Genomic DNA, 18,935 nt, shown 5'->3' with positions numbered 1-18,935 from the left:
GTACGGCGGCCGTGACCTGCGCTCTGGGGCTGGGGCTGCTCTTGGTGTCCTGTCCGTGGGGTCCTTGTGGACCCACCGGAATGGCCCGGCTGGGGGGGCGGGGTGGGGGCTCGCGTGCGCCCGCACCCGGCAACCGCGTCAGGACAGACGTGACCGGATCTCCGCCACCAGGCCGTCGAGCGCGACGGCGCTCTGCTCTCCGGACTCCATGTCCTTGAGCTGGACCAAGCCGTCGGCGAGGTCCCGCTCGCCCGCGACGACCGCATAGCGCGCACCGCTGCGGTTCGCGTTCTTCATGGCTCCCTTGAGGCCCTTGCCCCCGAAGCTGAAGTCGGCGGCGACACCGGCCTTGCGCAGCTCGGTGACGACGCGGAACAGGACGCGCCGCGCCTCGTCGCCGAGGGGGACGGCGAACACGCTGGTGGACGAGGGGAGTTCGAGCTCGATGCCCTCGGCCTCCAGCGCCAGGACCGTACGGTCCACGCCGAGCGCCCAGCCGACGGACGGCAGCGCAGGACCGCCGATCATCTCGGACAGTCCGTCGTACCGGCCACCGCCGCCCACCGCCGACTGCGAGCCGAGACCGTCGTGGACGAACTCGAAGGTCGTGCGCGTGTAGTAGTCGAGGCCGCGGACCAGCTTCTCGTCGTCCTCGAAGGCCACGCCCGCGGCCGTCAGCAGCTCGCGTACCTCCTCGTGGTACGCCTTGCACGCGTCGCACAGATAGTCACGCAGCAGCGGCGCGCCGACGAGCTGCTTCTGGACCGACTCACGCTTGTCGTCGAGCACCCGCAGCGGGTTGATGTCGACACGGCGGCGGGTGTCCTCGTCCAGGTCGAGCCCGCGCAGGAATCCCTGGAGGGCTTCCCGGTAGACCGGACGGCACTCCTTGTCGCCGAGCGAGTTCAGCAGGATCCGGAAGTCGCTGAGCCCGAGCGAGCGGTAGGCCTGGTCGGCCAGGATGATCAGCTCGGCGTCGAGCGCCGGGTCCTCGGCACCGATCGCCTCGGCGCCGACCTGCGAGAAGTGCCTGTAGCGGCCCTTCTGCGGGCGCTCGTAGCGATAGTACGAGCCCGAGTACCAGAGCTTGACCGGGAGGTTGCCGGTCTTGTGGAGGTTGGCCTCCAGCGCCGCGCGCAGCACGGACGCAGTGCCCTCGGGGCGCAGGGCCAGCTTGTCGCCGCCCTTGGTCTCGAAGGCGTACATCTCCTTGGTCACGATGTCGGTGGACTCACCGACGCCGCGGGCGAACAGCTCGACGTTCTCGAAGCCGGGGGTCTCGACGTAGCCGTAGCCGGAGCTCCGCAGCGGGGCGGCGATCGCCTCGCGCACCGCCAGGTACTTCGCGGAGTCCGGCGGGGTCAGGTCGTAGGTGCCCTTGGGGGCCTGGAAGGTACTCACGGAAGGTCTCGTCACATTCCTCGTCGGGGAGCGGCGGTGCCACCGTCTCCCTGGCCGGCGGCCACCTCCCGCAGATACGGGTTGGTGGCGCGTTCGCGGCCGATGGTCGTCTGGGGGCCGTGACCGGACAGCACCACGGTCGAGTCCTCGAGCGGCAGGCACACGCGGGCCAGCGAGTCGAGCATCTCGGCCATGTCACCGCCGGGCAGGTCGGTGCGTCCGATGGAGCCGGCGAAGAGCAGATCGCCCGAGAAGAAGACCGGCGGGATGTCCGCGGCCTCGGGCAGGCTGAAGGTCACCGACCCCTTGGTATGGCCGGGCGCGTGCTTCACGGTCAGCTCCAGACCCGCCAGCTTCAGCCCGGCGCCGTCCGTCAGCTCGCGCACGTCGTCCGGCTCCCCCACGGTGAGGTCGCCCATGAGCGGCATCCCGATGGAGCGGCCGATGGCCTTCCCCGGGTCGCTCATCATGTACCTGTCGGCGGGGTGGATCCACGCCGGTACGTCATGGGCCCCGCACACCGGGACGACGGAGGCGACATGATCGATGTGGCCATGGGTGAGCACGACCGCCACGGGCTTGAGCCGATGCTTCTTGAGCGCTTCCTCGACTCCCTGCGCGGCCTGGTGGCCCGGGTCGATGATCACGCACTCCTCGCCTGCGGCCGGGGCGACCAGATAACAATTGGTCCCCCAGGCTCCTGCGGGGAACCCGGCAATAAGCACGATCGTCCTCACGGTGTCGTCGTCCGACGGGATTGCTGTTGCGGAATGCAGCAGTTCAGAGCCTACCGGCGGTGCTCATTACACAGCCAACCCGTATACGGTACGGGCACGCTCCGCCGGACATCTCGGGCGGGACTCCGTGGGCTCCACACTTGTAGCTCCACCAGCTCCACCAGCTCCACATGCTCGTGGCTCCACATGTGATCCACCCACGCACACCTACGCGACCGACAAGGAGAAGACCCGGTGGTCAGCAGCGATCAGCGGCGGCGCCAGCTCGCCAGAGAGAAGTTCGAGCGGCAGCAGCAGCGCCGGGAGGAGGCCCATAAGAAGGCCAGGCGCCGCAACACGATCATCGCGGCGTCACTCGCCGTGGTGCTGGCGGCGGGCGCGGCGGCCTACGCCTCGGTCGGGCTGTCGGACAACGGCAACGACAACGACGCCGCGGCGTCTCCCGAGGATGTCAGCTCGTCCCCGGCGCCGAAGACGGGCAAGAGCGGCTCTGCCGAGCCCAAGATGGCCATCGACCAGAAGGCCTCGTACACGATGTCGCTGAAGACCAACCAGGGCGACATCAAGGTGACGATGGACGCCGCCAAGACCCCGCACACGGCCAACTCGTTCAAGCAGCTGGCCGACAAGGGCTACTTCGACAACACGAAGTGCCACCGGCTGACCACGGCCGGCATCTTCGTGCTCCAGTGCGGCGACCCCGAGGGCACCGGCACCGGCGGCCCCGGCTACACGATCCCGGACGAGAACCTGACCGCCCTCGGCAAGGCGGGCGCGGACGGCATGGTGACCTACAAGGCGGGCACGGTCGCGATGGCGAACACCGGCCAGCCGAACAGCGGTGGCAGCCAGTTCTTCCTCGTGTACAAGGACAGCAAACTGCCGCCCGGCTACACGCCCTTCGGCACCATCGACGACGCCGGCCTGGACACCGTCAAGGCGGTCGGAGCCGCGGGTGTCGAAGGCGGCGCCTCGGACGGAGCCCCGAAGAAGGCTGTCACCTTGGAGAAGGTGACCGTCGCCAAGGCATGAACCCAGCCGAATTCGGCGGCGCCGAGTGCGGACAGCCAGGCGGCCGGTCGCCTAGATTGGCGTTGTGCAGCGTGGACCGGGTCCACGCTGTGAGGGACGGGCGAGGCCCGTCCGGGAAACTGTGGACGATGCCCGGGGCCGGAACGCTTCGCAGGCATCATGTGGAGGAGGCGCTGTGAGCAGCGACCCGTGGGGCCGCGTCGACGAGACGGGCACCGTGTACGTGCGGACTTCCGAGGGCGAGCAGGTCGTCGGATCGTGGCAGGCCGGGACTCCCGAGGAGGCACTGGCTTACTTCGAGCGCAAGTACGAGGGCTTGGTTGTCGAGATCGGCCTCCTCGAAAAGCGGGTGAAGACCACCGATCTGTCCGCGAAGGACGCGACGACGGCGATCGAGCACATCCGTCAGCAGGTCGACGAGCATCACGCCGTCGGTGACCTCGACGCCCTGCGCAAGCGGCTGGACGGACTGGCCGCCACGGTCGAGACGCGCCGTGAGGAGCGCAAGGCGCAGAAGGCCAAGCAGACCGACGAGGCCAGGCACTCCAAGGAGGCGCTGGTCGCCGAGGCGGAGGAGCTGGCTCAGAGCGAGCAGTGGCGGTCGGCCGGTGAACGGCTGCGCGCGCTCGTGGACAACTGGAAGAGCCTGCCCCGGCTCGACCGCAAGTCCGACGACGAGCTGTGGCACCGGTTCTCCCACGCACGCTCGGCGTTCTCCAAGCGCCGCAAGGCGCACTTCGCCTCGCTGGACGCACAGCGGGAGCAGGCCAGGCAGACGAAGGAGCGGCTGGTCGCGGAGGCCGAGTCGCTGTCCGGTTCGTCGGACTGGGGTGCCACCGCGGCGCGCTACCGCGAGCTGATGGCGGACTGGAAGGCGGCGGGCCGCGCCCAGCGCGAGCACGAGGACGACCTGTGGAACCGTTTCCGCGGTGCGCAGGACGTGTTCTTCGCCGCGCGCAGCGGGGTCTTCGCCGAGCGTGACGCGGAGCAGACCGAGAACCTGAAGCTCAAGGAAGAGCTCGCGGCTGAGGCCGAGAAGCTCATGCCGGTGACGGACCTGAAGGCCGCGCGTGCCGCTTTCCGGTCCATCAACGAGCGCTGGGAGGCCGTCGGCCATGTCCCGCGTGACGCCCGCCCGAAGGTCGAGGGCCGGATGCACGCGGTGGAGCGGGCGATCCAGGAGGCCGAGGAGGCCGAGTGGCGCCGCACCAACCCCGAGGCGCGAGCCCGCGCCGAGGGGCTGACGGGCCAGCTCCAGTCGGCGGTCGACAAGCTGCGCGGTCAGATCGACACGGCGCGTGCGGCGGGCAACAACGCCAAGGCCGACAAGCTGGCAAGGGAGCTGGAAGGGCGGCAGGCGCTGCTGGACCAGGCCCTGAAGGGGCTCCAGGAGTTCGGCGGCTGAGATTCCCGCTTGCGCGAGCGAGCCGGAGGGCCTGGTGGCTGCGTGCCGCCGGGCCCTTCGGCGTTCCGGTGTGCCGTACACCATGCGGGCGTCCAGGAGTGTGGTCGTCAGCCTCTCCCGGACTCAGTCTCGAGGGAGGCCGGTTTCCGGGCTTGCGCCGAGCTCGACGTCCGGGACCGTGTGCTTGCGGTCAGCAGGCGATCGCGGACGGACACACCGCCCGACTGCACGCCGTCCGGTACACCGCGAAGCCCCCCCCGTTACCTTCTTGGTGGCCCCGCAACGGGGCTCCCGGCCTCCGGTCCGGCATGACTGTTCCCCCCTGTAGTTCGCATGATCCGGGGGGTGGTGTCACCGGGCCGGAGGCATCGGTAGACCGCTGATAGAGGCAGGACCACCAGCGTGCTGGGAGGCTCTTCGTAACGTGGATGCCGGCGACTGGTGCCACGCCAACGAGGCCGGGACAGCACGACCTCGTAAGGGATCAGCGTGATCGACACCGGCGATGTGGACGTCTTCCTCGGCCTGGACGTCGGCAAGGGCGAACACCACGGAACCGCGGTGACCCGGGCCGGCAAGCGAGTGTTCGACAAGCGGCTGCCGAACAGCGAGCCCAAGATGCGGGCCGTGCTCGACAAGCTCACGGCCAAGCACGGCACCGTCCTGGTCGTCGTCGACCAGCCCGCCTCCATCGGCGCCCTGCCCTTGGCGGTCGCCCGGGACGCCGGATGCCGCGTCGCCTACCTACCCGGCCTGACGATGCGCCGCATCGCCGACCTCTACCCCGGCGAAGCCAAGACCGACGCCCGCGACGCGGCCGTCATCGCGGACGCCGCCCGCACCATGCCGCACACCCTGCGCGGCATCGAGCTCACCGACGAGACCATCGCCGAGCTGGAGATGATCGTCGGCTTCGACGACGACCTGGCCAGCGAAGCCACCCGCATCGCCAACCGCCTGCGCGGACTGCTCACCCAGATCCACCCGCACCTGGAACGCGTGCTGGGGCCACGGCTGGACCACCCGGCGGTCCTCGCCCTGCTGGAGCGGTTCGGCTCACCGGCCACCCTGCGCAAGGCCGGACGCCGCCGCCTTCTCGCCGTTGCCCGGCTCCTGGCCCCACGCATGTTCGAGCGCCTCGTCGAGGACATCCTCACCGCCCTCGACGAACAGACCGTGGTCGTCCCGGGCACCGAGGCGGCCGCACTGATCGTGCCGAGCCTGGCTGGCTCCCTGCGTGCCGTCCTCGAACAGCGCAAAATCCTGGAGAAGCGCATCCAGGAACTGCTGGACCAGCACCCACTGTCCAAGATCCTCACCTCCATGCCCGGCATCGGGACCAGAACCGGTGCCCGCGTCCTGATCGACGTGGGCGATGCGAGCGCGTTCCCGACCGCCGCCCACCTGGCCTCCTACGCCGGGCTCGCCCCGGCGACCCGCAGTTCCGGCTCCTCCATACGCGGCGAGCAACCCTCCCGACGGGGCAACAAGCAGCTGAAACGGGCGTTCTTCCTGGCCGCGTTCGCCTCACTCGGCGACCCGGCCTCCCGCGCCTACTACGACAAGAAGATCGGCCAAGGGAAGCGGCATACCCAGGCACTTCTCTGTATGGCCAGGCGCCGGGTCGACGTCCTGTTCGCCATGCTCCGCGACGGGACCTTCTACGAGTCCCGGCCAGCCGAAGCGGTCAGCTGAGCCGTGGTTCCGCCAGCAGCACCACGCGGTCGGCATCGACATCGAACCCGAGAACGGGGTGGAGCGGATCGGACTCCGGAGTCAACGTCACTGGCTTGCCGAGCCGGCGCCCGATCGCCCGCAGCAGACGGCACAGCAGGTTGACGCCGTCCTGGCCCCACAGCTCTCGCAGATCAACATCGAAGTCGATAGAGCTGGCCTCATACGCCCGAAAGATCACCAGGAATCCAGTGGCGGGCCAGACCCTCAACAACGCGTCGGCGCCCTCGCTGCGGGCCAGCATGTCCGCAGCTCGCGGCAGCCGAACCGGGACGCCGTCCTCGGAGTACTCGCACGACCACCCCTGCGACCGCACCAGATCAAGCACCGCCTGCCAGTCCTCGACCGAGGTATCTGCGACCCGCCCATCTGGCAGCGACCCCATCAGGCCAGGGTCGAAGAACTCCCTGACGTCGTCCCACAGCAGATCTGGCATCTCGCCATGCTGCCTGGCCACCCGCCCGAACGCAGCCCGATTTCCTTGACGAACCCTATAGAGGCACCCCCCCGCGCACCGGGCGCCCCCTCGGCAGGAAGCGCACCGGGTCGGGCGCTCCACGCCGCGCTGGGTCCTGTCCGGGCGTTCCTTGAGGATCAGCCCGCGGCGTCAGATGCGTGGGGGTCTCCCGCGGCCCTCCGGGGCCGAAGCGTGGGCCTCCCACCGGCCCCCTCCGGCGCCGAAGCGTGATCCGGCCCCCTGGGGCCGAGGGGGTGGGGCCTCCCCAGGCCCCCGGGCCGAGGGGGTGGGGCCTCGCCAGGCCCTCCGGGCCGAGGGGACACATCGCAAGACGGTGGGGCTCCCCCGCCGAAGGCAGAGTCGGACCACCCTCGTACTGGGATCCTCAGGCGACTCCCACAACGCAGCGTGGCCGTACCACCCGGCGAAGCCAGCAGCCAGCGCCGCAGCCGCAGTCGAGGGCCCGAGAAGATCGCCCCGGACCGACCCCGGACCGACCCTTAAGGGCGCCGCGCCGAGGTGACGCGGTAGACGTCGTAGACGCCCTCCACGCCGCGTACCGCCTTGAGGACGTGGCCCAGATGCTTGGGGTCGCCCATTTCGAAGGTGAAGCGGGAGGTGGCGACCCGGTCACGGGAGGTCTGGACCGCGGCCGAGAGGATGTTGACGTGCTGGTCGGACAGGACACGTGTGACGTCCGACAGCAGCCGGGAACGATCCAGAGCCTCCACCTGGATGGCGACCAGGAAGACCGAGGACTGCGTCGGCGCCCACTCGACGTCCAGGATCCGCTCGGGCTGCTGCGAGAGCGAGTCCACGTTGACGCAGTCCGCGCGGTGGACCGAGACTCCGCTGCCGCGGGTGACGAAGCCGATGATGGGGTCTCCCGGCACCGGCGTACAGCAGCGGGCGAGCTTGACCCAGACGTCGTCGACGCCCTTGACCACGACGCCAGGGTCGGCGTTCGCACGGCGCTTGCGGCCACGGGTACGGGACGGTGGTACGGACTCGGCGATGTCCTCGGTGGCCGCCTCTTCGCCGCCGAGTGCCTGGACGAGCTTCTGGACGACGCCCTGCGCGGCGACATGGCCCTCGCCGATCGCCGCGTACAGCGACGAGATGTCGGGGTAGCGCATCTCGTGCGCCAGCGTCACCAGCGAGTCCCCGGTGAGGATGCGCTGGATCGGCAGGTTCTGCTTGCGCATCGCGCGGGCGATCGCGTCCTTGCCCTGCTCGATCGCCTCCTCGCGGCGTTCCTTGGAGAACCAGGCGCGGATCTTGTTCCTGGCGCGCGGTGACTTGACGAAGCCGAGCCAGTCGCGGGACGGGCCCGCACCCGTGGCCTTGGAGGTGAAGACCTCGACCAGGTCGCCGTTGTCCAGGGTGGACTCGAGCGGCACCAGCCGGCCGTTGACCCGGGCTCCTATGGTGCGGTGGCCGACCTCGGTGTGGACGGCGTACGCGAAGTCGACCGGGGTCGCGCCCGCGGGCAGCGCTATGACATCGCCCTTGGGCGTGAAGACGAAGACCTCGTTGCGGGACAGGTCGAAGCGCAGCGACTCCAGGAACTCGCCCGGGTCCTCGGTCTCCTTCTGCCAGTCGAGGAGCTGCCGCAGCCACGCCATGTCGTTGAGCGCGTCTTTGTCCTTGCCGCTGACCTTGGGGACATCGGTGCGGACCTTGGAAGCACCGGCCACGGCTTCCTGCTTGTACTTCCAGTGCGCGGCGATGCCGTACTCGGCGCGGCGGTGCATGTCGAAGGTCCGGATCTGGAGTTCGACGGGCTTGCCGTTGGGTCCGATGACCGTCGTGTGCAGCGACTGGTACATGTTGAACTTCGGCATCGCGATGTAGTCCTTGAACCGCCCCGGGACCGGGTTCCAGCGGGCGTGGACGGTGCCGAGCGCCGCGTAGCAGTCGCGGACGGTGTCGACGAGGACACGGATTCCGACCAGGTCGTAGATCTCCGCGAAGTCACGGCCGCGGACGATCATCTTCTGGTAGACGCTGTAGTAGTGCTTGGGGCGGCCGGTGACGGTGGCCTTGATCCGGGCGGCGCGCAGATCGGTCTGGACCTCGTCGGTCACTATGGCGAGGTACTCGTCGCGCTTGGGCGCACGCTCGGCGACGAGCCGGACGATCTCGTCGTACATCTTGGGGTAGAGGATCGCGAATGCGAGGTCCTCAAGCTCCCACTTGATGGTGTTCATGCCCAGGCGGTGCGCCAGCGGGGCGTAGATCTCGAGCGTCTCGCGGGCCTTCTTCTCCTGCTTCTCCCGCTTGAGGTAGCGCATCGTGCGCATGTTGTGCAGCCGGTCGGCGAGCTTGATGACCAGCACCCGGGGGTCCTTGGCCATGGCGACGACCATCTTGCGCACGGTCTCGGCCTGCGCGGCCTCGCCGAACTTCACCTTGTCCAGCTTGGTCACGCCGTCGACCAGCAGGGCCACCTGGTCGCCGAAGTCGCGGCGCAGGGTGTCCAGGCCGTATTCCGTGTCCTCCACGGTGTCGTGCAGCAGGCCCGCCATGAGAGTCGCCGGGTCCATGCCAAGCTCGGCGAGGATGGTGGTGACGGCCAGGGGATGGGTGATGTACGGGTCACCGCTCTTGCGCTTCTGACCGCGGTGCCAGCGCTCGGCCACCTGGTAGGCGCGCTCGACCTGGCGCAGCGTCGACGTCTCGATCTTGGGGTCGTTGCTGCGGACGATCCTGAGCAGCGGCTCCAGGACGGGGTTGTAGGCGCTCGAGCGCTGCACCCCGAGCCGGGCAAGCCGGGCGCGGACGCGGTTGGACGAACCGCCCGAACGCGAGGGCGCGGCCGGGGCGGGCTTGGGGGCGGTCACCGGTGCCGGGGCCTGGCTCTTCGCGCTGCCCCAGCCCTCGGCCGGGCGGGGCTGCTCGCTCCGCTCGGGCACGGACTCACCCTCGGGCGTGGCGGAGTCCGCGACAGCCTGCTCGGCCTGCTGCTCGGACTGCGCGGTGGCGTGCTTGGCCTCGTCTGGCAAGGGCTGCTCCTCAGGCGGATCCGGGTCCCCCGGTCAGGCCCGGAAATGCCATGGTATCGATCCCGGGCGACGACCTCGCCCGGGGACCCGGGTCTGTCCACAACGTGGAACGGGCACCCGGTGTTCCCGGGTGCCCGTTCTCCGGACCGCTGAGCGGCGCGGCGCTGCTCAGAGCGTGATCAGACACTCCAGCGGAGCGCCCCGAAGGGCGGGCTCCAGGCGGGCTCGCCCGCCGAGGAAGCCCAGCTCCATCAGTATGGCGACGCCCGCGATCTCGGCGCCGGCGCGGCGGATCAGCTCCAGCGACGCCTCCGCGGTGCCGCCGGTGGCGAGCACGTCGTCGATGACCATGACGCGGTCGTCCGTGCCGAGGTCCTCGGCGTGAACCTCGATCTCGGCGGAGCCGTATTCCAGGTCGTACGCCTGGGACAGGGTCGCACCGGGGAGCTTGCCCGCCTTGCGTACGGGGATGAAGCCCATCCCGGCCTTGACGGCGACCGGCGCGGCCAGGATGAAGCCGCGTGCCTCCAAGCCGACGATCTTGGTCGCTCCCTCGCGCACGCACAGCTCGGCGAGGGTGTCGGTGAGCACCGCGAACGCCTTCGGGTCCGCGAGCAGCGGGGTGATGTCCTTGAACAGCACCCCCGGCTTCGGATAGTCCTGCACGTCACGGATACGGCTGAGCAGCAGCTCGCGCGTCGCTCCCGTCATCGGCGCCTTCCCTGCGAGGGACGGCCACGACCGCGGTCGCGCTGGCCCACGACGGCGCTTGCGGCGGTCGCCTTGCGCTCGGTGGATTCGCCCTCCGCACCCTCCGATGAGGGGTCGTCGAGGGACTCGCCCCTGGCCGCGGCAGCGGCGCGCTTGGCGAGGACCCGCTTGCGCAGCGCCTTCATCTGCGGCTCGCGCTCCTTCAGGTCGGCGACCAGCGGAGTGGCGATGAAGATCGACGAGTAGGCACCGGCGGCGAGACCCACGAACAGCGACAGCGAGATGTCGTTGAGCATGCCCGCGCCAAGGAAGCCTCCACCGATGAAGAGCAGACCGGCGACCGGCAGCAGCGCCACCACGGTGGTGTTGATCGAACGCACCAGGGTGCCGTTGATCGAGCGGTTGGCGATCTCGCTGTATGTCCAGCGGGTCTGCTTGGTGATGTCCTTCGTGCCTTCCTTGAGGCTGTCGAAGACGACCACCGTGTCGTAGAGCGAGTAGCCGAGGATGGTCAGCAGACCGATCACGGTGCCCGGGGTGACCTCGAAGCCGACGAGTGCGTACACACCGACGGTGATGGTGAGGTCGTGGATCAGGGCGATCAGCGCGGCGAGCGCCATGCGCCATTCGAAGGCGATCGCCAGATAGATCACCACGAGGAACATGAACACGCCGAGGCCGGTCCATGCCTTGTTGGCGATCTGCTCACCCCAGCTGGGGCCGACCACCTCGTCATTGATCTTGTCCGCGGGGACCTTCAGCTCGTTGGCGATCGCGTCGCCGACCTGCCCGGCCTGGGCGCCGTCCACCTCGCTGACCTGGATGCGCATACTGCCGTTGCCGAGCTTCTGCACGATCGCCGGGTGCCCCGAGGCCTCCTGGGCGGCTTCCTGGGCCTGGGCGACCGAGATCGAGGATGCCTTCTCGACCGTGAAGACGGCACCACCCTTGAACTCGATGCCCATGTTGAGACCCCGCACCGCCAGGCCGACGATGGCCGTGATGGTGATCAGGATCGAGACGCCGTACCAGATCTTCCGCTTGCCGACGAAGTCATAGCCGACTTCGCCGCGGTAGAGCCGGGCGCCGAGAGTTCCGAGTCGCGACATCTCACGCCTCCTTCGGGTCGACGGGGGCGGAGGTACGCCGGGAGCGGCGCAGTGGGGGCTTGGCGCCCAGCCGCTTCGGGTCGAGACCCGACCACGGGTGACCGCTCGCGAAGAACTTGGTACGGGCCAGCAGCGTCATGAGCGGCTTCGTGAAGAAGAACACCACGACGACGTCGAGCACGGTGGTCAGACCGAGGGTGAACGCGAAGCCCTGCACCTTGCCGACGGTGACGATGAAGAGCACCGCGGCGGCGAGGAACGACACGAAGTCGGAGACCAGGATGGTGCGCCGGGCGCGCGGCCAGGCACGTTCGACGGCCGGACGCAGGGTGCGGCCTTCGCGGATCTCGTCACGGATGCGTTCGAAGTACACGATGAACGAGTCCGCGGTGATACCGATGGCGACGATGGCACCGCAGACCGCGGGCAGGTTCAGTGCGAAGCCGATGGCCGGGCCGAGCAACGACATCAGCGTGTAGGTCAGGATTCCCGAGACCAGCAGGCTGAGCAGGGCGACGACCGACAGGCCCCGGTAGTACGCCAGCAGGTAGATCACGACCAGCGCGAGGCCGATGGCACCCGCGAGGAGACCGGCCTTGAGCTGCTCGCCACCGAGCGCGGGGCTGACCGTGGTGACGGTCTCGGTCTTGAACTCCAGCGGGAGCGCACCGTAGCTCAGGATGTTCCCCAGGTCCTGGGCGGACTGCTGGGTGAAGTTTCCGGTGATCTCCGCGGAACCGCTCAGCGTGGAGCTGACCGACGGGGCCGAGACCACGTTGTTGTCCAGCACGATGGCGAACTGGTTCATCGGCGGCTGCTGCTGCGACAGCTTGCCGGTGATTGCCGCGAACTTCTTCGAGCCTGCGCTCGTGAAGTCCATGGTGACCTTCCAGATACCGCGCTGTGGGTCCAGCACGCCCGCGGCGCTGTCGACGTCCTTGCCGTCGACCTCGGCCGGGCCCAGCAGGTACTTCTCCCACTGGCCCGCACCGTTCTCGCCGCAGGCCACGATGGTGTCCTTGTCCGTGGTGCCCTTGCCGACGTTGGCGCGCTGAGCCGGGACCAGGCAGTTCAGCTCGGTGAACTTCTTCTGGAGCGCGGCGTCCGAGGGGGACGGCGTCGGGGGCGCGCTGGGTGTGGCGCCCGGCTTGCCGGAGGGCGCGGTGGACGGCTTGGCCGCGGGAGCACCGCTCGGGCCCGGCGACGGGGCCTTCAGCGCGTCGGTCACCGCGCGGCCCTGGGTGCTGGCACTGGGTGCGCCGGAAGGGGAGGTCGCCTTGGGCGCGCCGTTGCCTGCCTTCGCCGATGGCGTGGCGCTGGGCTTGGTGCTCGGGGCGCCGCTCTTGGCGGGCTCAGGCGTCGTCGGTGCCCCGGCGGCCACGGCCAGGACCGGGCGGAAGTACAGCAGGGCGGTCGTGCCCACCTGCTTCTGCGCCTGCTCCGAGTTCGTGCCCTTGGGGATGTTGACGATGATGTTCCGGTCGCCCTGGGTCTGTACCTCGGCTTCGGAGACGCCCAGACCGTTGACACGGCGGTCGATGATCCCGACCGCGGTGTTCATGTTGGTCGGGTTGATCGCGCTTTCCTTGCCGGCGTCCGGCTCAGCCTTGAGCGTGATCGTCGTACCGCCGGCGAGGTCGATGCCGAGGCGGGGAGTCGTCTCCCCGGACCAGAACATCCCGCCGACCAGAGCGGCCATGACGATCAGGAGCATCGCCAGGGTGCGCCCTGGCTTTCCCTGACCGGAGGGCGCCTTTCGGCCCTTCTTCGGTGCTGCCACCTTCTCGATTCTCCCTGTCCAACCGCTGCGCGCCGAGTGTGCGACGGAGCGGCCACGAAGTGTAGTGGGGACCTGCCCCCGCAGTGGTCGGCACGAACCGGGGACCGCAGGCTGCGCACTTGGCGCGCCGCGGTCCCCCGGTCGCTGCTACTTCGCGTCGGTGTCGCCGTCGGTCTTCTTCGCGTCGTCCTCGGCGGCGTCCTTGGCTTCGGGCGCGGAAGCGGCGTCGTCCGCCTCGTCCTTCTTGCCCAGGTCGATCTTGCCATCCTCGGCGTGGTCGTCGTCGCCAGGGGCACCGGTGAGCGAGGAAGCGTCGTCCGGCACGATCGGCGTGTCACTCTTCAGGGCCTCGTCCCCGTCGCCGTGCACGATCCGGTTGTACTCCGCGTCGTCGAGGACGGCGCCGATCGAGTTCTTGGCGAACATCAGGTGGACGCCGGGCGCGGCCTCGAGGAGGACCGTGTCGTCGTTGACCTCCTTGACGGTCGCGTACAGCCCACCGATGGTCCGCACTCCGGTACCGGGCTGCATCTGGTTGCGCATCGTCGCCGCCTGCTGCTGCTTCTTCTTGGCAGAGCGGGTCATCAGGAACATGGCCCCGATGAGCACGATGAAGGGGAGGAGGGTCACGATATTCACGGGACGGAATTCCTTCGCACGACCGCGCTGCGTTGCGGCCTGGTCTACGGGGGTGGGCAGCCGACCGTGACAGACAGGTCGGCATCGGCGGAGTCTAAGCGAGTCCGCATCGATGGAACAACGCCCAGCATGGCACCGTCGTTCCCCGCCCGGCGACCGTCCGCGCCGTCAGGCGCCGAACAGACCCTGCTGCCCACCGGCGCCGTGCTGCGGAGGTACGAGGCCCAGATGCGCCCAGGCCGCGGGGGTGGCGACGCGTCCCCGCGGGGTGCGGGCGAGCAGCCCCTCCCGCACGAGGAAGGGCTCGGCGACCTCCTCGACCGTCTCCCGCTCCTCCCCCACGGCCACGGCCAGGGTGGACAGACCGACCGGTCCGCCGCCGAACAGCTTGAGCAGGGCCTGGAGCACCGCACGGTCCAGCCGGTCGAGCCCTCGGCCGTCGACCTCGTACACCGCGAGCGCCGCGGCGGAGATCTCCCGGGTGATCCGGCCATCGGCCTTGACCTGCGTAAAGTCCCTGACCCGGCGCAGCAGCCGGTTGGCGATGCGGGGCGTGCCACGGGAGCGGCCGGCGATCTCGGCGGCGCCGTCCGTGTCGATGGCCACATCGAGGAGCTGGGCGGAGCGGTGGATGACGCGCTGGAGCTCGGCCGGCTCGTAGAACTCCATGTGGGCGGTGAAACCGAAGCGGTCGCGCAGCGGTGGGGGCAGCAGTCCTGCCCTGGTGGTGGCGCCGACCAGGGTGAACGGTGGCAGCTCCAGGGGGATCGCCGTGGCGCCCGGGCCCTTGCCGACGATGACGTCGACCCGGAAGTCCTCCATGGCCATGTAGAGCATTTCCTCGGCGGGCCGGGACATCCGGTGGATCTCGTCGAGGAACAGCACCTCGCCCTCTTGCAGGGACGACAGGATGGCGGCGAGATCACCCGCGTGCTGGATGGCGGGGCCGCTGGTGATCCTGATGGGGGCGCCCATCTCGGCGGCGATGATCATGGAGAGGGTGGTCTTGCCGAGGCCCGGCGCCCCGGAGAGCAGCACGTGGTCGGCGGTGGCGCCGCGGGCCAGTGCGGCCTTCAGGACCAGGTCGAGCTGCTCCCGCACCCGCTCCTGGCCCACGAACTCGTCCAGCGACTTGGGGCGCAGGGCGGCTTCGACGGCCTGGTCCTCGCCGTCGGCGGACGCGCCGACGAGCCGCGCCTCGGTGCCGTCGTCGGTCGGCGATGCGGTGTCGTCGTCCCAGTTCACAGTGGATCGCCTCGGGTGTGGTGTCAGCGGGTGCGGTTGAGGGTCTGGAGGGCGGCCTTGAGCAGCTGGCCGATCTGCGGCGGGCCGTCCGCGGCCTCCGCGAGGGGTGTGACGGCGGTGACGGCCTCGTCGGCCTCGCGGGTGGCGTAGCCGAGGCCGATCAGCGCGGCGTGGAGCTGGTCACCCCAGGACTGGGTGACGGGTGCGCCGACGGCGCGGGAGGCGGAGCCGATGGGTTCGCCGAGCCGGTCCTTGAGCTCCAGGAGCAGCTTCTGGGCCCCCTTCTTGCCGATGCCCGGCACGGCGGTGAGCGCCTTCTCGTCGCCCGTGGCCACCGCGCGGCGCAGCGCGTCCGGGCTGTGTACGGCGAGCATCGCCTGGGCGAGACGCGGGCCCACACCGCTGGCGGTCTGGAGCAGTTCGAAGACCTGCCGCTCGTCGTCGTCGGCGAAGCCGTACAGGGTCAGCGAGTCTTCGCGCACGACCAACGACGTGGCCAGCGTGGCCTCCTGACCGGCCCTCAGCCCGGCAAGCGTGTTGGGCGTGCACTGCACCGCCATGCCGACGCCGCCGACCTCGATCACGGCCGTCGTCGGGGCGAGAGCGGCCACGGGGCCTCTCACAAAGGCGATCATTCGCTGCGGCCTTTCCTTGCGTGGTGTGCGGCGACCGCCTGCTGGAGGCGATTCTGCGCGGGGGCGCGCCAGATGTGGCAGATGGCGAGGGCCAGCGCGTCCGCGGCGTCGGCCGGCTTCGGCGGTGCGTCGAGTCGCAGCAGCCGGGTCACCATGGCACCGACCTGCGCCTTGTCGGCACGGCCGCTGCCGGTGACGGCGGCCTTGACCTCGCTGGGGGTGTGCAGCACGACGGGGAGCCCGCGGCGGGCGGCGCAGAGCATGGCAACGGCGCTGGCCTGGGCCGTGCCCATCACCGTACGCACATTGTGCTGACTGAACACCCGCTCCACGGCGACCAGTTCGGGCCGGTGCGTGTCCAGCCACCCCTCGATGCCCCGCTCGATGGCGACAAGGCGGTGGCTGGTGTCCGCATCGGCCGGGGTGCGCACCACTCCGACACCGATCATGGTCAGCGGGCGCCCCGCGACGCCCTCGACGACGCCGATACCGCAACGGGTCAGCCCCGGGTCCACCCCCAGCACTCGCACACGCCACCCCCTTTGAGCCAACTGTTCGTGCAGGCTATCGGCTCGCACTGACAACGCCCCGCAACGCGACGGGCCGACGGGGGCGTGCGTCCCCGTCGGCCCGTCGTACGAAGCGGGATCAGGCGTCGACCTTCTCCATGACATCGTCCGAGACATCGAAGTTGGCGAAGACGTTCTGCACGTCGTCGCTGTCCTCCAGCGCGTCGATCAGCTTGAAGATCTTGCGCGCGCCGTCCTCGTCCAGCTCGACCTGCATGGTCGGGACGAAGTTGGCCTCGGCCGAGTCGTAGTCGATACCGGCCTCCTGGAGCGCGGTGCGGACCGCGACCAGGTCGGTGGCCTCGCTGATGACCTCGAAGTTCTCGCCGAGGTCGTTGACCTCCTCGGCACCGGCGTCCAGCACCGCACCGAGCACGTCGTCCTCGCTCAGCTCGCCCTTCGGGAGGACGACGACACCCTTGCGGTTGAACAGGTACGACACCGAGCCGGGGTCGGCCATCGAGCCGCCGTTGCGGGTCATGGCGACCCGCACGTCGGACGCGGCGCGGTTGCGGTTGTCGGTGAGGCACTCGATGAGCACCGCGACACCGTTCGGACCGTAACCCTCGTACATGATCGTCTCGTAGTCGGCGCCACCCGCCTCAAGACCGGCACCGCGCTTGACCGCGGAGTCGATGTTCTTGTTCGGCACCGACTGCTTCTTCGCCTTCTGGATGGCGTCGAAGAGCGTGGGGTTGCCTTCCACATCGGAGCCACCGGTGCGGGCCGCGACCTCGATGTTCTTGATCAGCTTCGCGAAGAGCTTGCCGCGCTTGGCGTCGATCACGGCCTTCTTGTGCTTCGTCGTGGCCCATTTAGAGTGGCCGGACATCTGCCTGTCTCCTTCGCGTAACCAATCCCTGCTGTGTCCGCCTGTGATCCTACCGGGACCAGGTCACCGCGCGGAGCGCACCATGTCGACGAACAGCGCGTGGACCCGGTGGTCACCGGTCAGTTCCGGGTGGAATGAGGTGGCCAGCGCGTTTCCCTGCCGCACGGCGACGATGTGGCCACCGTGCTCGGCGAGTACCTCGGTCTCGGCGCCGACGGACTCGACCCATGGCGCGCGGATGAAGACGCCTTCCACGGGGCCGTCGTCGATGCCCTTGACGTCGACCGCGGACTCGAAGGACTCGTTCTGGCGGCCGAAGGCGTTTCGGCGCACGATCATGTCGATACCGCCGATGGTCTCCTGGCCCGAGCGCGGGTCGAGGATCTTCTCGGCGAGCAGGATCAGGCCCGCGCAGGTGCCGTAGACGGGCATGCCGGCGCGCACGCGCTCACGCAGCGGCTCCATCAGCCCGAAGAGATGGGCCAGCTTGGAGATGGTGGTGGACTCGCCGCCGGGGATGACGAGACCGTCGACCTCGGCGAGTTCCTCGGGACGCCGGACCGGCCTGGCCACGGCATCCGCCGCGGCCAGGGCGATCAGGTGCTCCCGTACGTCGCCCTGGAGGGCCAGGACCCCGATCAGCGGGGGTGCCACCGCCGAAGGCTGGGAGAGGGTGCTCATCAGTGGTTACCAGCCGCGGTTGGCGTAGCGCTCGGTCTCGGGGAGGGTGTCGCAGTTGATGCCGACCATGGCTTCGCCCAGGTTGCGGGAAGCCTCCGCGATGATCTTCGGGTCGTCGTAGAAGGTGGTGGCCTTCACGATGGCGGCGGCACGCTTGGCCGGGTCGCCCGACTTGAAGATGCCGGATCCGACGAAGACACCCTCGGCACCGAGCTGGCGCATCAGCGCGGCATCGGCGGGGGTGGCGACACCACCGGCGGAGAACAGCACGACCGGCAGCTTGCCGAGCTCGGAGACTTCCTTGACCAGCTCGTACGGGGCGCGCAGCTCCTTGGCGGCGGCGTACAGCTCGTTGTTGTCGAAGCCGCGCAGCTTGGCGATCTCGTTCTTGATCTGACGCAGGTGGCGCACGGCCTCCACGACGTTGCCGGTGCCGGCCTCGCCCTTGGAACGGATCATGGCCGCGCCCTCGGCGATGCGGCGCAGGGCCTCACCCAGGTTGGTGGCACCGCAGACGAACGGGGTGGTGAAGGCCCACTTGTCGGAGTGGTTGACCTCGTCGGCCGGGGTCAGCACCTCGGACTCGTCGATGTAGTCGACGCCGAGGGACTGGAGCACCTGGGCCTCGACGAAGTGGCCGATGCGCGACTTGGCCATGACCGGGATGGAGACGGCGTCGATGATGCCCTCGATCATGTCGGGGTCCGACATCCGGGCCACGCCGCCGTCCTTGCGGATGTCGGCCGGCACCCGCTCCAGGGCCATGACCGCCACGGCGCCCGCGTCCTCGGCGATCTTCGCCTGCTCCGGGGTGACGACATCCATGATCACGCCGCCCTTGAGCTGCTCGGCCATGCCGCGCTTCACGCGGGCGGTGCCGGTCTCGGGGGACTGGGGCGTGGTGGGAAGCGTGCTGGACACGATCGACCTCATTCGGTGACGACGGGAGTTGGTGCGGTAGTG

At 69.5% G+C, this 18,935-nt stretch carries 17 protein-coding genes; 3 read left to right on the top strand and 14 right to left on the bottom strand.

Features of this window, described 5'->3' with window-relative positions:
* Positions 1–138: 138 nt before the first annotated feature.
* Both hisS and ACFV6V_RS09640 read right to left on the bottom strand, forming a co-directional pair.
* Positions 139–1,401 (bottom strand): histidine--tRNA ligase, encoded by a 1,263-nt coding sequence (hisS, locus tag ACFV6V_RS09645; protein ID WP_385561601.1) that lies wholly within the window; start codon positions 1,399–1,401, stop codon positions 139–141.
* An 11-nt stretch (positions 1,402–1,412) separates the two neighbouring features.
* Positions 1,413–2,126, bottom strand: coding sequence for an MBL fold metallo-hydrolase (locus ACFV6V_RS09640; protein WP_385561802.1), 714 nt, complete (start codon positions 2,124–2,126; stop codon positions 1,413–1,415).
* A gap of 246 nt (positions 2,127–2,372) precedes the next feature.
* On the opposite strand from ACFV6V_RS09640, the gene ACFV6V_RS09635 reads away from it, so the two are divergent.
* The 3 genes from ACFV6V_RS09635 to ACFV6V_RS09625 all read left to right on the top strand — a co-directional run bounded on the left by ACFV6V_RS09635 (position 2,373) and on the right by ACFV6V_RS09625 (position 6,270).
* The gene (locus tag ACFV6V_RS09635) at positions 2,373–3,170 is read left to right on the top strand and encodes a peptidylprolyl isomerase (RefSeq protein WP_385561598.1); all 798 of its coding nucleotides are present in this window, start codon (positions 2,373–2,375) and stop codon (positions 3,168–3,170) included.
* A 175-nt stretch (positions 3,171–3,345) separates the two neighbouring features.
* On the top strand, positions 3,346–4,575 hold the full coding sequence (locus tag ACFV6V_RS09630; RefSeq protein WP_385561596.1) for a DUF349 domain-containing protein: 1,230 nt from the start codon (positions 3,346–3,348) through the stop codon (positions 4,573–4,575).
* Positions 4,576–5,064: 489 nt separating this feature from the next.
* Positions 5,065–6,270, top strand: a complete 1,206-nt coding sequence (locus ACFV6V_RS09625) for an IS110 family transposase (RefSeq protein WP_385561593.1) — start codon at positions 5,065–5,067, stop codon at positions 6,268–6,270.
* On the opposite strand, the gene ACFV6V_RS09620 is transcribed toward ACFV6V_RS09625, so the two are convergent.
* The 12 genes from ACFV6V_RS09620 to pdxS all read right to left on the bottom strand — a co-directional run bounded on the left by ACFV6V_RS09620 (position 6,263) and on the right by pdxS (position 18,905).
* Complete coding sequence (locus tag ACFV6V_RS09620) at positions 6,263–6,745, bottom strand: hypothetical protein (protein WP_385561590.1); 483 nt, start codon at positions 6,743–6,745, stop codon at positions 6,263–6,265. The genes ACFV6V_RS09625 and ACFV6V_RS09620 overlap by 8 nt on opposite strands.
* Positions 6,746–7,266: 521 nt before the next feature.
* A complete protein-coding gene (locus tag ACFV6V_RS09615; RefSeq protein ID WP_385561587.1) occupies positions 7,267–9,771 on the bottom strand; it encodes a RelA/SpoT family protein in 2,505 nt (834 codons plus the stop codon).
* Between the two features lie 168 nt (positions 9,772–9,939).
* A complete protein-coding gene (locus tag ACFV6V_RS09610) occupies positions 9,940–10,482 on the bottom strand; it encodes an adenine phosphoribosyltransferase (RefSeq protein WP_385561585.1) in 543 nt (180 codons plus the stop codon).
* Complete coding sequence (gene secF, locus ACFV6V_RS09605; protein WP_385561582.1) at positions 10,479–11,591, bottom strand: protein translocase subunit SecF; 1,113 nt, start codon at positions 11,589–11,591, stop codon at positions 10,479–10,481. Before secF ends, ACFV6V_RS09610 begins: the two co-directional genes overlap by 4 nt.
* Before the next feature lies 1 nt (position 11,592).
* Entirely contained in the window at positions 11,593–13,371 is a 1,779-nt protein-coding gene (gene secD, locus ACFV6V_RS09600) for a protein translocase subunit SecD (protein ID WP_385561579.1), read from the bottom strand.
* A 147-nt stretch (positions 13,372–13,518) separates the two neighbouring features.
* Complete coding sequence (yajC, locus tag ACFV6V_RS09595) at positions 13,519–14,010, bottom strand: preprotein translocase subunit YajC (RefSeq protein ID WP_385561576.1); 492 nt, start codon at positions 14,008–14,010, stop codon at positions 13,519–13,521.
* A 168-nt stretch (positions 14,011–14,178) separates the two neighbouring features.
* Positions 14,179–15,255 carry a Holliday junction branch migration DNA helicase RuvB gene (ruvB, locus tag ACFV6V_RS09590; protein ID WP_385561573.1) on the bottom strand — a complete coding sequence of 359 codons (1,077 nt, stop codon included), beginning with the start codon at positions 15,253–15,255 and terminating at the stop codon, positions 14,179–14,181.
* 23 nt (positions 15,256–15,278) lie between these two features.
* A complete protein-coding gene (gene ruvA, locus ACFV6V_RS09585; RefSeq protein WP_385561570.1) occupies positions 15,279–15,890 on the bottom strand; it encodes a Holliday junction branch migration protein RuvA in 612 nt (203 codons plus the stop codon).
* Entirely contained in the window at positions 15,887–16,420 is a 534-nt protein-coding gene (gene ruvC, locus ACFV6V_RS09580) for a crossover junction endodeoxyribonuclease RuvC (protein ID WP_385561567.1), read from the bottom strand. The genes ruvA and ruvC overlap by 4 nt, the downstream gene beginning before the upstream one ends.
* A 118-nt stretch (positions 16,421–16,538) precedes the next feature.
* Entirely contained in the window at positions 16,539–17,291 is a 753-nt protein-coding gene (locus tag ACFV6V_RS09575) for a YebC/PmpR family DNA-binding transcriptional regulator (RefSeq protein ID WP_385561564.1), read from the bottom strand.
* A gap of 63 nt (positions 17,292–17,354) precedes the next feature.
* Complete coding sequence (gene pdxT, locus ACFV6V_RS09570) at positions 17,355–17,972, bottom strand: pyridoxal 5'-phosphate synthase glutaminase subunit PdxT (protein WP_385561562.1); 618 nt, start codon at positions 17,970–17,972, stop codon at positions 17,355–17,357.
* Positions 17,973–17,978: 6 nt separating this feature from the next.
* Entirely contained in the window at positions 17,979–18,905 is a 927-nt protein-coding gene (gene pdxS / locus ACFV6V_RS09565; protein WP_385561559.1) for a pyridoxal 5'-phosphate synthase lyase subunit PdxS, read from the bottom strand.
* Positions 18,906–18,935 lie beyond the last annotated feature (30 nt).

It is taken from the genome of Streptomyces sp. NPDC059828 (genome assembly GCF_042731955.1).
Classification (GTDB): domain Bacteria; phylum Actinomycetota; class Actinomycetes; order Streptomycetales; family Streptomycetaceae; genus Streptomyces.
Note: the sequence above shows the minus strand (reverse complement) of the source record. Positions and strands in the feature narration are given on the sequence as shown.

Excerpts from the sequence above, each read along its gene's own strand:
- ACFV6V_RS09620 (WP_385561590.1), bottom strand. The coding sequence starts at position 6,745 with ATGCCAGATCTGCTGTGGGACGACGTCAGGGAGTTCTTCGACCCTGGC.
- ACFV6V_RS09610 (WP_385561585.1), bottom strand. The coding sequence starts at position 10,482 with ATGACGGGAGCGACGCGCGAGCTGCTGCTCAGCCGTATCCGTGACGTG.
- secF (WP_385561582.1), bottom strand. The coding sequence starts at position 11,591 with ATGTCGCGACTCGGAACTCTCGGCGCCCGGCTCTACCGCGGCGAAGTC.
- ruvA (WP_385561570.1), bottom strand. The coding sequence starts at position 15,890 with ATGATCGCCTTTGTGAGAGGCCCCGTGGCCGCTCTCGCCCCGACGACG.
- ACFV6V_RS09575 (WP_385561564.1), bottom strand. The coding sequence starts at position 17,291 with ATGTCCGGCCACTCTAAATGGGCCACGACGAAGCACAAGAAGGCCGTG.
- pdxT (WP_385561562.1), bottom strand. The coding sequence starts at position 17,972 with ATGAGCACCCTCTCCCAGCCTTCGGCGGTGGCACCCCCGCTGATCGGG.
- pdxS (WP_385561559.1), bottom strand. The coding sequence starts at position 18,905 with ATGAGGTCGATCGTGTCCAGCACGCTTCCCACCACGCCCCAGTCCCCC.